The organism is Pseudomonas sp. SL4(2022) (assembly GCF_026625725.1).
GTDB lineage: Bacteria > Pseudomonadota > Gammaproteobacteria > Pseudomonadales > Pseudomonadaceae > Aquipseudomonas.
Genome location: NZ_CP113060.1, coordinates 1722458 through 1735789 on the forward strand (window position 1 = coordinate 1722458; position 13332 = coordinate 1735789).

A 13332-nucleotide genomic window follows, 5' to 3' on the forward strand; every position below is an offset into this window, starting at 1 on the left:
TTCCGGCCCGTAGTCGACCACCCAGGTACCGCACCATGAAACGTACTTTCCAACCCAGCACTATCAAACGCGCTCGCACCCACGGTTTCCGTGCTCGTATGGCCACCAAGAACGGTCGTGCTGTCCTGTCGCGTCGCCGCGCCAAGGGCCGTAAGCGTCTCGCCGTCTAAATTTCGGTCTTGTGGTGAGTCGAGACTTCAGTCGGGAAAAGCGTCTGCTAACCCCCCGGCAATTCAAGGCAGTCTTCGACTCCCCTAGCGGCAAAGCTCCGGGCAAAAATGTCCTGCTGCTGGCGCGCAACAATGAGCTGGATCACCCCCGTCTGGGTCTGGTGATCGGCAAGAAGAGCGTCAAACTCTCCGTTGAGCGCAATCGTCTGAAACGGCAGATCCGCGAGTCGTTCCGTATGAACCAGGACAACTTGGTTGGATGGGACATCGTGGTTGTTGCGCGTAAGGGCCTTGGTGATCTGGAAAATAGCGAACTGGTTCGCCAGTTTGGCAAACTCTGGAAACGCCTCGAACGCAGCAAACCAAGCCCGGAAGCTGTCGCGCCATCTGGGGTGAACGACAGTCCCCATGCGTAAACTGGTTTTGCTTCCCATCCAGTTCTACCGCTACGCCATCAGCCCCTTGATGGCCAGTCACTGTCGTTTCTACCCAAGCTGTTCTTGCTACGCGCTTGACGCCATTGAACATCATGGCGTCATTCGCGGTGGCTGGCTGACCTTGCGTCGGCTTGGCCGCTGTCACCCGTGGAATCCCGGTGGCTACGACCCGGTTCCCTGCGTGAAAACCTCCCGTTCCTCTTCGATGGCCGAATAATCATGGATATTCAACGCTCGATCCTGATCGTCGCCCTGGCAATCGTGTCCTATATGATGGTTCTCCAGTGGAACCAGGACTACGGTCAAGCTGCCCTGCCGACAGAAATTGCCGCGACCAGCAGCACTGTACCCGGCCTGCCGGATACCACTGCCACCACTTCAAGCCCTGCGGGTAGCGACGATATTCCGAGCGCCACCCCTGCTGTTGAACCCAGCGCCATCAGTGCCGCGCCTGCTGCCAGTGATGAGCTGATTCGGGTGAAGACCGATGTGCTGGACCTGGCCATCGACCCGCGCGGTGGTGATGTGGTGCAACTGCGTTTGCCGCAGTACCCACGTCGTCAGGATCGTCCTGATGTGCCGTTCCAGCTGTTCGATAACGGCGGCGAGCGTACCTACCTGGCGCAAAGCGGTTTGATCGGCAGCAATGCGCCGGACAAATCCAGCGGTCGTGCCCTTTGGAGCAGCACGCAGAAGAGCTATGAACTGACCGACGGTCAGGATCAGCTGCAGGTTGACCTCAAGCTCAGCGAGAACGGTGTTAACTACATCAAACGCTTTACCTTCAAGCGCGGTCTGAACGCTGAATGTTCCACAAAGGAACAGCAACAAAAGAAACCCGGCTGCGTCGATCCTTCGTCCTATCAGGTAACGGTCAGCTATCTGATAGACAACCAGAGTGGTCAGGCCTGGAGCGGCAACATGTTTGCCCAGCTCAAGCGTGATGGTAGCGACGATCCGTCCTCCACCACCGCAACCGGCACTGCGACCTACCTCGGTGGCGCGCTGTGGACCAGCGAAGAGCCGTACAAAAAAGTGTCGATGAAAGACATCGACAAACAAGCCTTCAAAGAAACCGTTCAAGGAGGCTGGGTTGCCTGGCTACAGCATTACTTCGTCACTGCCTGGATCCCAAGCAAAGACAGCACTAACCAAATACAGACCCGCAAAGACAGCCAAGGCAACTACATTGTCGGCTTTACCGGCCCGGCCATTCAGGTTGCTGCCGGCGCTCAGGGTGAAACCAGTGCAGTTCTGTATGCCGGCCCGAAACTACAAGGCCATCTGAAGACGCTGTCTCCTGGCCTTGAGCTGACCGTCGACTACGGCATTCTGTGGTTCCTGGCTCAGCCGATCTTCTGGTTGCTGGAAGTTATCCACAACCTGCTCGGCAACTGGGGCTGGTCGATCATCATGTTGACCGTGATCATCAAGCTGATCTTCTTCCCCCTGTCCGCTGCCAGCTACAAATCCATGGCGCGCATGCGTGCCGTTGCACCGAAACTCGCTCAGTTGAAAGAGCAGTTCGGTGACGATCGTCAAAAGATGTCGCAGGCGATGATGGAGTTGTACAAGAAAGAGAAGATCAACCCGCTGGGCGGCTGCTTGCCGATCCTGGTGCAAATGCCGGTATTCCTTGCCCTCTACTGGGTGTTGCTGGAATCCGTGGAAATGCGTCAAGCGCCTTGGCTGCTGTGGATAACAGACCTGGCAATCAAGGATCCATACTTCATCCTGCCGATCATCATGGGCGCGACCATGTTTATCCAGCAGCAACTCAACCCGACACCGCCGGACCCGATGCAAGCCAAGGTACTGAAAATGATGCCAATCATCTTCACCTTCTTCTTCCTCTGGTTCCCGGCTGGTCTGGTGCTGTACTGGGTGGTCAACAACGTCTTGTCGATCGCTCAGCAGTGGTACATTACCCGCAAAATCGAAGCGGCGACCAAGGCTGCCAACGCCTGAGTCCTGCACGCTTCTAAGCTGTAACAAACGCCCCTTTTCAGGGGCGTTTTGCTATGCCCAATTCAGGAGAGCCGCATGCAAACCGTCGTCGAAACCATTGCTGCCGTCGCCACCGCCCAGGGCCGTGGAGGGGTTGGCATCGTGCGGGTGTCCGGGCCACTGGCCAGTCGATTGGCGCAAGCAATCTGTCAGCGCGAACTGCAACCGCGCTATGCGCACTACGGGCCGTTCTTCGCCGACGCCAAGCAGGTGCTGGATGAAGGCCTGGCCTTGTACTTCCCCGGCCCCAACTCCTTTACCGGTGAAGATGTGCTGGAATTGCAGGGCCACGGCGGGCCAGTGGTGCTCGATCTGCTGCTGCGCCGCTGTGTACAACTCGGCGCACGCCTGGCACGACCCGGCGAATTCAGTGAGCGCGCGTTTCTCAATGACAAACTCGACCTCGCGCAAGCCGAGGCGATTGCCGACCTGATCGAAGCCAGCTCGGAGCAAGCCGCGCGCAATGCCCTGCGCTCGCTGCAGGGCGAGTTTTCCCGCCGTGTGCATGGCCTGACTGAGCGACTGATCAGCCTGCGCATCTACGTCGAAGCAGCCATCGATTTTCCCGAAGAGGAAATCGACTTTCTCGCCGATGGCCATGTACTCAACCTGCTCGATGACGTACGCACAGACCTCGCCGGTGTGCTGCGTGAGGCCGGCCAAGGTGCGCTGCTGCGCGACGGCATGACGGTGGTGATCGCTGGCCGGCCTAACGCGGGTAAGTCCAGCCTACTCAACGCCCTTGCCGGTCGCGAGGCAGCCATCGTCACCGAGATCGCCGGCACCACCCGCGACGTATTGCGCGAACATATCCACATCGATGGCATGCCGCTGCACGTAGTGGACACCGCCGGTCTACGTGACACCGAGGATCAGGTCGAACGCATCGGCGTCGAGCGTGCGCTGAAAGCCATTGGTGAAGCCGACCGCATCCTGCTGGTGGTGGATGCCACAGCCCCCGAGGCCGACGACCCCTTTGCCCTGTGGCCGGAGTTCCTCGACCAGCGCCCTGACCCAGCCAAGGTCACCTTGATTCGTAACAAAGCCGACCTGTCAGGCGAATCAGTGGTCCTGGAAGTCTGCAATGACGGCCACGTGACTATCAGTCTGTCGGCCAAATCCACTGAGGGCCTTGACCTGCTGAGAGAACACCTCAAGGCCTGCATGGGCTATGAACAGACCTCAGAGAGCAGCTTCAGCGCACGCCGACGTCACCTGGAAGCGCTACGTCAGGCGGCCGCTCACCTTGAGCATGGTCATGCCCAGCTAACCCTGGCCGGCGCTGGCGAATTGTTGGCTGAAGACCTGCGTATGGCTCAGCAGGCCCTGGGCGAAATCACCGGTGCGTTCAGTTCCGATGACCTGCTGGGGCGAATCTTTTCCAGCTTTTGTATCGGCAAATAGGCTGGGCGGCGCACGCCGTCTTACCTGCCAACGCATCGCCTACCCCATCAGCTGCACGATAATTTCTGATGGGTTACGGCGCATCGAATCGTCCACTGAATCTGCAATTCCTCCCTGCGCCACCCCATCCGACGTCCAGAGATAGCAACAATGCCATTCAGGCAGCCCTCCGCCTGGATGCATAAGTACGGCCTACCACTTATTTATCCACCTAAGCCCTGTGGAAAAACCGGCCTAAGCCCTGCCTATAACCCGGTGATAAAACTGAGGATAACGGCCCTTGTGGATAACCATAGGTTTAATCCACAGCTTGCGTACGGCAACTGAACAAGCAGATGGCAGGATCAGCACAGACTTTTTAAACGCTGTAAGCATTGAATCCATTGAGCTGTAGAAATCTATCCACAGAAAAGCCGTTGCTAAGTAATAAACATATAAACAAGGCTTTATAAAAATTCTCTCTTTTTTTTATTAACCGACACACCTGAACAGCACCCAAGCAGCTGGCTATTTTTTGTGCAAAAGGCTTCTTTCACACTGCCTAAATCCCTATACTTACCGCCTTTCCCGCTTTTCAGACCAAAAGCCCCCCATTTCTCAACAGGCACGAGGTGCGTGGTGGATTTCCCTTCCCGTTTTCAGGTGATCGTCATCGGCGGCGGTCATGCCGGTACCGAAGCTGCGTTGGCAGCTGCACGCATGGGGGTAAAAACCCTGCTGCTGACCCATAACGTGGAAACACTGGGGCAGATGAGTTGCAACCCAGCCATTGGCGGGATCGGTAAGAGCCATCTGGTCAAGGAAATCGACGCCCTTGGCGGCGCCATGGCTGAAGCCACCGACAAAGGTGGTATCCAGTTCCGTGTGCTGAACAGCCGCAAAGGCCCAGCAGTGCGCGCCACACGCGCCCAGGCTGATCGCGTGCTGTATAAAGCAGCTATTCGCGAAACCCTGGAAAATCAGGCCAACCTGTGGATATTTCAGCAGGCAGCCGATGACTTGATCGTCGAAAACGACGAAGTTAAAGGCGTAGTCACTCAGATGGGCCTACGCTTCCTCGCGGATTCCGTGGTGTTGACCACAGGCACCTTCCTCGGCGGACTTATCCACATAGGCCTGCAGAACTACTCCGGCGGCCGTGCAGGCGATCCGCCCTCGATTGCCCTGGCGCACCGGCTGCGTGAATTGCCACTGCGTGTCGGCCGTTTGAAAACCGGCACACCTCCACGCATTGATGGTCGTTCCGTGGACTTCTCGGTAATGACTGAGCAGCCGGGCGATACACCAACACCGCTGATGTCCTTCCTCGGACGTGCAGAACAGCAACCACGCCAGATCAGCTGCTGGATTACTCACACCAACGCACGTACCCACGAAATCATCGCGGCCAACCTGGATCGTTCACCGATGTATTCCGGGGTGATCGAAGGGGTTGGCCCGCGTTACTGCCCGTCGATCGAAGACAAGATTCACCGTTTTGCCGACAAGGACAGCCATCAGGTATTTATCGAGCCAGAAGGTCTGAGTACCCATGAGCTCTACCCCAACGGCATCTCCACCTCGCTGCCGTTCGATGTGCAATTGCAGATCGTGCGCAGCATCCGTGGCATGGAGAACGCGCATATCGTGCGGCCTGGCTACGCCATCGAGTACGACTATTTCGACCCGCGTGATCTCAAGTACAGCCTGGAAACCAAAGTGATCGCCGGGCTGTTCTTCGCCGGGCAGATCAACGGCACCACCGGTTACGAAGAAGCCGGCGCCCAGGGCCTTCTTGCCGGCTGTAACGCTGCGCTGCGTGCCCAGGGCAAAGACAGCTGGTGCCCGCGTCGCGATGAGGCCTACATCGGCGTGCTGGTTGACGACCTGATTACCCTGGGTACCCAGGAGCCCTACCGCATGTTCACCTCGCGCGCCGAATACAGGCTGATCCTGCGTGAGGACAACGCCGACCTGCGCCTGACCGAGAAAGGTCGTGAACTGGGGCTGGTCGATGACGTGCGCTGGGCCGCGTTCGAAGCTAAGCGTGAAGGTATCAACCAGGAAGAGCAGCGCCTGAAAAGTACCTGGGTGCGCCCGGGTACCCCTCAGGGGGATGCAATTGCCGCCCAGTTCGGCACGCCGCTGGCCCATGAGTACAACCTGCTCAACCTGCTCTCGCGTCCGGAAATCGATTACACCGGGTTGATGGATATCACCGGTGGCGGTGCGCAGGACCCACAGGTGGCCGAGCAGGTTGAGATCAAGACCAAGTACGCCGGCTATATCGACCGGCAGCAGGATGAAATCGCTCGGCTGCGCGCCAGTGAGGACACCAGGTTGCCGCTCGATATCGACTACGCAGGGATTTCCGGGCTGTCCAAAGAGATCCAGCACAAACTCGGCAATAGCCGCCCGGAAACCCTGGGCCAGGCCTCGCGGATTCCCGGCGTTACCCCGGCAGCGATTTCCCTGCTGCTGATCCACCTGAAAAAGCGCACTGCCGGTCAGCAGTTGGAGCACAGCGCCTGATGTCGTTGGTCACCGCACGTCACGCCGAAGAACTGAGCCAGGGCGCTCTCGAGCTGGGTGTTGAACTCAGCGCACAGCAGCACGAACAGTTGTTGGCCTATCTGGCCCTGCTGATCAAGTGGAACAAGGCTTACAACCTCACAGCAGTGCGTGACCCGAATGAAATGGTCTCGCGCCATTTGCTCGACAGCCTCTCCGTGGTGCCTTTCGTCGCTGAGGCTGGGGATAACTGGCTGGACGTCGGCAGCGGCGGCGGCATGCCGGGCATTCCGCTAGCCATCCTGTTTCCCGAGCGGCAGTTCACCCTGTTGGACTCCAATGGTAAGAAGACCCGCTTCCTGACTCAGGTGAAGCTGGAGTTGAAACTGGCCAACCTGCAAGTTATCCACAGCCGCGTCGAAGAGTTCACCCCAGCTGTGCCGTTCAGCGGTATCTGCTCGCGGGCCTTCAGTTCGCTGGAAGATTTCAGCAACTGGACTCGCCATCTCGGCGATGGCCATACCCAGTGGCTGGCGATGAAAGGCGTGCACCCGGACGATGAGCTGCAGGCCCTCCCAGCGGACTTTCGTCTCACTGCCACCCATGTACTCAAGGTTCCCGGTTGCCAAGGTCAGCGCCATCTGCTGATACTGCGTCGCTCGGTCTAGGGGGAACGCAGCATGGCTAAGGTATTCGCAATCGCTAACCAGAAAGGCGGCGTGGGCAAAACCACCACCTGCATCAATCTGGCTGCCTCTCTGGTGGCAACCAAGCGCCGCGTGCTGCTGATCGACCTCGACCCCCAGGGCAACGCCACTATGGGCAGCGGTGTGGATAAGCATGGTCTGGAGCACTCGGTCTACGACGTGCTGATCGGTGAATGCAACCTGGTCGATGCCATGCAGTTCTCTGAGCACGGCGGCTACCAGTTGTTGCCGGCCAACCGTGACCTGACCGCTGCGGAAGTTTCCCTACTGGAAATGAAAATGAAGGAAAGCCGCCTGCGTTATGCGCTGGCGCCGATCCGCGAGAATTACGATTACATCCTCATCGACTGTCCGCCGGCGCTGTCGATGCTCACGGTCAACGCCTTGGTCGCGGCCGATGGGGTGATCATCCCCATGCAATGCGAGTACTACGCGCTGGAAGGATTGTCCGATCTGGTCAACAGCATTCAGCGGATTGGGGAGCTGCTCAATCCCAACCTGAAAATCGAAGGCCTGCTGCGTACCATGTATGACCCGCGCATCAGCCTGACCAACGATGTCAGCGCCCAGCTCAAGCAACACTTTGGCGACAAGCTGTATGACGTGGTCATCCCACGCAATGTGCGCCTGGCCGAAGCCCCGAGTTTCGGCATGCCGGCGCTGGTGTATGACAAGCAATCCCGTGGTGCCATTGCCTACCTGGCACTGGCCGGTGAACTGGTGCGTCGCCAGCGCGCTAGCGCCCACACTGCAACCGCATAAGGAAATTCGCATGGCTGTGAAAAAACGAGGACTGGGACGCGGTCTGGATGCCCTGCTGGGCGGGACCAGCGTCAGCGCGTTGCAGGAAGAAGCCACCCAGGTCGACAGCCGTGAACTGCACTATGTGCCGCTGGACCTGATCCAGCGCGGTAAATACCAGCCGCGCCGTGATATGGATGCCACCGCGCTGGAAGAACTCGCTCAGTCGATCAAGAGCCACGGCGTGATGCAGCCCATCGTGATTCGTCCGATTGGCGAAGGACGTTTCGAGATCGTCGCCGGTGAACGCCGCTGGCGCGCCAGCCAGCAGGCCGGCCTGGACAAGATTCCGGCCATGGTCCGCGAACTGCCGGATGAAGCCGCCATCGCCATGGCGCTGATCGAGAACATCCAGCGTGAAGACCTCAACCCCATCGAAGAAGCCATGGCGTTGCAGCGTTTGCAGCAGGAGTTCCAGCTGACCCAACAGCAGGTCGCCGATGCTGTGGGTAAGTCGCGAGTCACTATCAGCAACCTGTTGCGCCTGATTGCCTTGCCGGAAGAGATCAAGACCCTGTTGTCCCATGGTGACCTGGAGATGGGGCATGCCCGTGCCTTGCTCGGTTTACCCGCCGAACAGCAGACTGAAGGTGCGCGACACGTTGTCGCACGCGGCCTCACAGTGCGTCAGACCGAAGCCCTGGTTCGGCAGTGGCTGAACAGCAAAGAGAAGCCTGCAGCAGTGGTCAAAACCGATCCGGACATCACCCGCCTTGAACAGCGCCTGGCTGAGCGCCTGGGCTCACCGGTGCAGATCAAGCATGGGCAGAAGGGCAAAGGGCAGCTGGTGATCAGCTACAGCTCGCTGGATGAGCTGCAGGGTGTGCTGGCCCACATTCGCTGAAACAATTGCGCATGTAGCGACTAGTCGGAAATCACTACCCGGCAGTTGAATGGGGGGGAAGCCCCCCTATACTCTGCGCGCATTTCGTCGGCACAAAGTATGCCAAGTTATTGATTTCAGGTGCCGACGCCCGAGTTCAGCTTTCAGGAAAACAAGATGGACGTTCGCACGCCGAATCGCCTGCCCTTCCATCGTTTGGCTGTTTTCCCGGTACTGCTGGTGCAACTTCTGGTTCTGCTGCTTCTGTCCCTGGTGTTATGGCAGTGGCAGGGTGCAGTAGCGGGTTACTCGGGATTGTGTGGTGGCCTGATTGCCTGGTTGCCGAATATGTACTTTGCCCACAAGGCGTTCCGTTTCACTGGAGCGCGGGCTGCTCAAGCCATCGTCCGGTCTTTTTATGCCGGTGAGGCGGGCAAACTGGTTTTAACGGCAGTGCTGTTTGCACTGACCTTTGCAGGTGTGAAACCTCTGGAACCGCTGGCGGTATTTGGCGTGTTCTTCCTGACCCAGTTGGTCAATTGGTTTTCGCCCCTGCTGATGAAAACAAGACTTTTAAGACCTTAGCGCTCGAGGGATATATGGCAGCAGCAGAAACCGCTTCGGGTTATATCCAGCACCACTTGACCAACCTGACCTATGGTCAGCACCCGGTCAACGGCTGGAGTTTCGCCCACAACGCAAAAGAAGCTCAGGAAATGGGCTTCTGGGCATTTCACGTAGACACCCTCGCGGTATCTGTCGTGCTGGGCCTGTTCTTCATCCTGCTGTTCCGTGCCGCCGCTAAGCGCGCCACTTCCGGGCAACCGGGCAAACTGCAGAACTTTGTTGAAGTGCTGGTTGAGTTTGTTGACGGCAGCGTCAAAGACACCTTCCACGGTCGCAATGCCCTGATCGCACCGCTGGGTCTGACCATTTTCGTCTGGGTCTTCCTGATGAACTTCATGGACCTGATCCCGGTAGACTGGCTGCCTATGCTGGCGGCAAAAATCTCGGGTGATCCGCACCTGTACTTCCGTGTCGTACCGACCACTGACCCGAACGCCACCCTGGGTCTGGCTCTGTCGGTATTCGCCCTGATCCTGTACTACAGCATCAAGGTCAAAGGCATTGGCGGTTTCATTGGTGAGCTAACCCTGCACCCGTTCGGTAGCAAGAACATCGTCGTTCAGGCGCTGCTGATTCCGGTCAACTTCCTGCTAGAGTTCGTGACCCTCATCGCCAAGCCGATTTCCCTGGCACTGCGACTGTTCGGCAACCTGTATGCCGGCGAGCTGATCTTCATCCTCATCGCGATCATGTTCGGCGGCGGTCTGCTGCTCGGCGCGCTGGGTGTTGCCCTGCAGTGGGCGTGGGCAGTGTTCCACATCCTGATCATCGTGCTGCAGGCGTTCATCTTCATGATGCTGACCATCGTCTACCTGTCGATGGCGCACGAAGACAACCACTAAGAGCGCCTTGGCGCTCACAGTGGACGCCCGCAAGGGCACCAGAAGTACCGATTTGCTTTACTGCTTTACCTTAGAAAACCTTAACCAATACGACATAAAAAGTCGGGAGGAAAGATGGAAACTGTAGTTGGTCTGACCGCTATCGCTGTTGCACTGCTGATTGGCCTGGGTGCCCTGGGTACCGCCATTGGTTTCGGCCTGCTGGGCGGCAAGTTCCTGGAAGGCGCTGCGCGTCAGCCGGAAATGGTTCCGATGCTGCAAGTGAAAATGTTCATCGTCGCTGGTCTGCTCGACGCCGTGACCATGATCGGTGTTGGTATCGCACTGTTCTTCACCTTCGCGAACCCCTTCGTTGGTCAAATCGCAGGCTAATCCACTCGTTTTTGAGTGAATTGGTTTGATGGACAACGAACGAGCGAGGTGTTGGCGTGAACATTAATGCAACCCTGATTGGCCAGTCCGTTGCCTTCTTCATCTTCGTGCTGTTCTGCATGAAGTACGTGTGGCCTCCGGTCATTACGGCTTTGCAAGAACGTCAGAAGAAGATCGCAGATGGCCTGGATGCTGCTAGCCGTGCGGCTCGTGACCTGGAGTTGGCCCAAGAGAAAGTGGGTCAGCAACTGCGCGAAGCCAAAAGCCAGGCAGCCGAGATCATTGAGCAAGCCAAGAAACGCGGTACCCAGATCGTCGACGAAGCCCGTGAACAGGCCCGTGTCGAAGCTGACCGTGTGAAGGCTCTGGCTCAGGCCGAGATCGAGCAGGAAATCAACGGTGTCAAAGACGCGCTGCGTGCCCAACTGGGTAGCCTGGCCGTTAGCGGTGCCGAGAAGATCCTGGGCGCATCTATCGACCAAAACGCGCATGCGGAGCTGGTTTCCAAACTGGCAGCCGAAATTTAAGCGAGGGGCGCGATCATGGCAGAACTGACCACGCTGGCCCGACCTTACGCTAAGGCTGCTTTCGAGTACGCCCAGGCCCACCAGCAACTGGCCAATTGGTCAGCCATGCTCGGCCTGGCTGCAGCGGTGTCGCAAGACGACACCATGCAGCGCGTGCTTAAGGCTCCGCGTTTGACGAGTACAGACAAGGCCACCACCTTTGTCGAGGTGTGTGGTGACAAGTTCGACGCCCAGGTACGCAATTTCATTCATGTCGTCGCTGAAAACGATCGTCTGGCCCTGTTGCCACAGATCGTTGAACTGTTCGAGCTTTACAAAGCCGAGCAGGAAAAGTCGATTGATGTGGACGTTACCAGTGCCTTCGCATTGAGCGATGAACAGCAAGACAAACTCGCCAAGGTTCTCAGTGCACGGCTCGGCCGAGAAGTGCGTCTGCACGCCGCGGAAGATGCCACCCTCATCGGTGGTGTTGTGATCCGCGCCGGCGACCTGGTTATCGATGGCTCAGTTCGCGGCAAAATCGCGAAGCTGGCCGAAGCATTGAAATCTTGAGTTTGAAGGGGCAGCAGAGCTATGCAGCAACTCAATCCTTCCGAAATTAGTGAAATCATCAAGGGGCGTATCGAGAAACTCGATGTCGCCTCTCAAGCCCGTAACGAAGGCACCATCGTGTCCGTCTCCGACGGTATCGTGCGCATTCACGGTCTCGCCGATGTGATGTACGGCGAAATGATCGAGTTCCCGGGCAGTGTCTACGGTATGGCGCTGAACCTGGAGCAAGACTCCGTTGGTGCTGTAGTGCTGGGTGCTTACACCAGCCTGGCCGAAGGCATGAGCGCCAAGTGTACTGGTCGCATCCTGGAAGTTCCGGTTGGTCCGGAACTGCTGGGCCGCGTCGTTGACGCACTGGGCAACCCAATTGACGGCAAAGGCCCGCTGAACAACGTCGCTACCGACGCTGTTGAAAAGGTTGCGCCGGGCGTGATCTGGCGTAAGTCGGTCGACCAGCCGGTACAGACCGGCTACAAGTCGGTTGACGCCATGATCCCGGTTGGCCGTGGCCAGCGTGAGCTGATCATCGGTGACCGTCAGATCGGTAAAACCGCTCTGGCCATCGACGCCATCATCAACCAGAAAAACAGCGGCATTAAGTGCGTTTACGTAGCAATTGGTCAGAAGCAATCGACCATCGCCAACGTGGTGCGCAAGCTGGAAGAAAACGGCGCGCTGGCTAACACCATCGTCGTTGCCGCTTCCGCTTCCGAATCCGCTGCACTGCAGTTCATTGCACCGTACGCCGGTTGCACCATGGGCGAATACTTCCGCGACCGCGGTGAAGACGCGCTGATCGTGTATGACGATCTGTCCAAGCAAGCAGTGGCCTACCGCCAGATTTCCCTGCTGCTGCGCCGTCCGCCAGGTCGTGAAGCTTACCCTGGCGACGTGTTCTATCTCCACAGCCGTCTGCTGGAGCGCGCTTCCCGCGTATCCGAAGAGTATGTTGAGAAGTTCACCAATGGCGCTGTGACTGGCAAAACCGGTTCCCTGACCGCTCTGCCGATCATCGAAACCCAGGCGGGCGACGTTTCCGCGTTCGTTCCGACCAACGTGATTTCGATCACCGACGGTCAGATCTTCCTGGAATCGGCTATGTTCAACTCGGGTATCCGTCCTGCGGTCAACGCCGGTATTTCGGTATCCCGCGTGGGTGGTGCTGCACAGACCAAGATCATCAAGAAGCTCTCTGGTGGTATCCGTACCGCTCTGGCTCAGTACCGTGAACTGGCGGCATTTGCTCAGTTCGCTTCTGACCTGGACGAAGCCACTCGTAAGCAACTTGAGCACGGTCAGCGCGTTACCGAGCTGATGAAGCAGAAGCAATATGCGCCGATGTCGATTGCTGATATGTCGCTGTCGCTGTATGCCGCCGAGCGTGGTTTCCTGGTCGATATCGAAGTCGCCAAGATTGGTGCATTCGAGCAGGCCCTGATTGCTTACTTCAACCGGGATCACGCCGCACTGCTGGCGAAGATCAACGAGAAGGGTGACTTTAACGACGAAATCGATTCGGGCCTGAAAGCCGGTATCGAGAAGTTCAAGGCCACCCAAACCTGGTAAGCCGCAG

The 13332-nt window shown here is 57.9% G+C and carries 15 protein-coding genes; all 15 read left to right on the forward strand.

Annotated elements, in window-relative coordinates; translation table 11 throughout:
* Positions 1 to 35 precede the first annotated feature (35 nt).
* The 15 genes from rpmH to atpA all read left to right on the forward strand — a co-directional run bounded on the left by rpmH (position 36) and on the right by atpA (position 13325).
* Positions 36 to 170, forward strand: a complete 135-nt coding sequence (rpmH, locus tag OU997_RS08290; RefSeq protein WP_002551315.1) for a 50S ribosomal protein L34 — start codon at positions 36 to 38, stop codon at positions 168 to 170.
* A gap of 14 nt (positions 171 to 184) precedes the next feature.
* Positions 185 to 586: a ribonuclease P protein component gene (gene rnpA, locus OU997_RS08295; RefSeq protein ID WP_108486398.1), complete on the forward strand. Its 402-nt coding sequence runs from the start codon at positions 185 to 187 to the stop codon at positions 584 to 586.
* Positions 579 to 824 carry a membrane protein insertion efficiency factor YidD gene (gene yidD / locus OU997_RS08300; RefSeq protein ID WP_108486378.1) on the forward strand — a complete coding sequence of 82 codons (246 nt, stop codon included), beginning with the start codon at positions 579 to 581 and terminating at the stop codon, positions 822 to 824. The genes rnpA and yidD overlap by 8 nt, the downstream gene beginning before the upstream one ends.
* 2 nt (positions 825 to 826) lie before the next feature.
* Entirely contained in the window at positions 827 to 2575 is a 1749-nt protein-coding gene (gene yidC, locus OU997_RS08305; RefSeq protein WP_267809627.1) for a membrane protein insertase YidC, read from the forward strand.
* 75 nt (positions 2576 to 2650) lie between these two features.
* The gene (mnmE, locus tag OU997_RS08310) at positions 2651 to 4018 is read left to right on the forward strand and encodes a tRNA uridine-5-carboxymethylaminomethyl(34) synthesis GTPase MnmE (RefSeq protein ID WP_267809628.1); all 1368 of its coding nucleotides are present in this window, start codon (positions 2651 to 2653) and stop codon (positions 4016 to 4018) included.
* A gap of 618 nt (positions 4019 to 4636) precedes the next feature.
* Entirely contained in the window at positions 4637 to 6529 is a 1893-nt protein-coding gene (gene mnmG / locus OU997_RS08315; protein ID WP_267809629.1) for a tRNA uridine-5-carboxymethylaminomethyl(34) synthesis enzyme MnmG, read from the forward strand.
* Positions 6529 to 7176, forward strand: a complete 648-nt coding sequence (gene rsmG, locus OU997_RS08320; protein WP_108486382.1) for a 16S rRNA (guanine(527)-N(7))-methyltransferase RsmG — start codon at positions 6529 to 6531, stop codon at positions 7174 to 7176. Before mnmG ends, rsmG begins: the two co-directional genes overlap by 1 nt.
* Before the next feature lie 12 nt (positions 7177 to 7188).
* Positions 7189 to 7977 carry a ParA family protein gene (locus tag OU997_RS08325; RefSeq protein ID WP_108486383.1) on the forward strand — a complete coding sequence of 263 codons (789 nt, stop codon included), beginning with the start codon at positions 7189 to 7191 and terminating at the stop codon, positions 7975 to 7977.
* A gap of 10 nt (positions 7978 to 7987) precedes the next feature.
* Complete coding sequence (locus OU997_RS08330; RefSeq protein ID WP_108486384.1) at positions 7988 to 8860, forward strand: ParB/RepB/Spo0J family partition protein; 873 nt, start codon at positions 7988 to 7990, stop codon at positions 8858 to 8860.
* Positions 8861 to 9016: 156 nt separating this feature from the next.
* Positions 9017 to 9424 (forward strand): F0F1 ATP synthase subunit I, encoded by a 408-nt coding sequence (locus OU997_RS08335; protein WP_108486399.1) that lies wholly within the window; start codon positions 9017 to 9019, stop codon positions 9422 to 9424.
* 14 nt (positions 9425 to 9438) lie between these two features.
* Positions 9439 to 10308: a F0F1 ATP synthase subunit A gene (gene atpB, locus OU997_RS08340; protein ID WP_090378672.1), complete on the forward strand. Its 870-nt coding sequence runs from the start codon at positions 9439 to 9441 to the stop codon at positions 10306 to 10308.
* 114 nt (positions 10309 to 10422) lie between these two features.
* Positions 10423 to 10680: a F0F1 ATP synthase subunit C gene (gene atpE / locus OU997_RS08345; RefSeq protein ID WP_003097235.1), complete on the forward strand. Its 258-nt coding sequence runs from the start codon at positions 10423 to 10425 to the stop codon at positions 10678 to 10680.
* Between the two features lie 56 nt (positions 10681 to 10736).
* The gene (locus OU997_RS08350) at positions 10737 to 11207 is read left to right on the forward strand and encodes a F0F1 ATP synthase subunit B (RefSeq protein WP_267809630.1); all 471 of its coding nucleotides are present in this window, start codon (positions 10737 to 10739) and stop codon (positions 11205 to 11207) included.
* 15 nt (positions 11208 to 11222) lie between these two features.
* Positions 11223 to 11759: a F0F1 ATP synthase subunit delta gene (locus tag OU997_RS08355; RefSeq protein ID WP_108486386.1), complete on the forward strand. Its 537-nt coding sequence runs from the start codon at positions 11223 to 11225 to the stop codon at positions 11757 to 11759.
* Between the two features lie 21 nt (positions 11760 to 11780).
* Positions 11781 to 13325, forward strand: coding sequence for a F0F1 ATP synthase subunit alpha (atpA, locus tag OU997_RS08360; RefSeq protein ID WP_108486387.1), 1545 nt, complete (start codon positions 11781 to 11783; stop codon positions 13323 to 13325).
* Positions 13326 to 13332: the final 7 nt, after the last annotated feature.